1 protein-coding gene is annotated in these 541 nt (G+C 63.6%); it reads left to right on the forward strand.

The window, feature by feature from the left end:
- Positions 1-325, forward strand: a 325-nt coding sequence (locus D7V97_RS43575) for a hypothetical protein (RefSeq protein WP_120616313.1), incomplete at its 5' end; no start/stop codon positions are given.
- Positions 326-541 lie beyond the last annotated feature (216 nt).

Here is a 541-nt window from a genome sequence, read left to right on the forward strand (position 1 = left end):
ACAAGGCTGCTTCGCCACCGGCGCGCGCAAGCCCGCCGACTTCCGCATCGACAAGGAAGGCGGCCAGTACTTCGTTTCCTTCAGCCGTGGCGAGCAGTGGCATCGCGAACCGAACGCCCTGCACAAGGCCACGTCCAGCGAGATCAGCCGCTACTTTCGCGACGACGCCGACCAGATCGACAGTGCCCTGATCCGCATGTCCGGCGGCTTCGGCATCTTCCACTTCAACAAGGGCGCGACACTGAAGGGCAAGGCCAGCGACAGCGACTACATGGCGCTGATGCTGATCGGGGCTGGGCCGGTGTATGCGGTGAAGTGCGATTGAACTGTAGAGCCGAGCCCACGCTCGGCTACGTTTGCAGTAGATCCACGCCATGCGTGGATGCCGGAAAAAAAACGCCGGGCAATGCCCGGCGTTCTCTCCAAGTCATGTGCCAACCAACGGTTGGCACCCACCGGTCAGGTGGCCGATCAGCTGGCCAGTGCCAGGTCGTCCATCATCGCGCGCAGGAAGCGGGCAGCTTCACCACCCGTGGCTGCG

Source organism: Corallococcus sp. CA053C (assembly GCF_003611675.1).
Classification (GTDB): Bacteria; Myxococcota; Myxococcia; order Myxococcales; family Myxococcaceae; genus Corallococcus.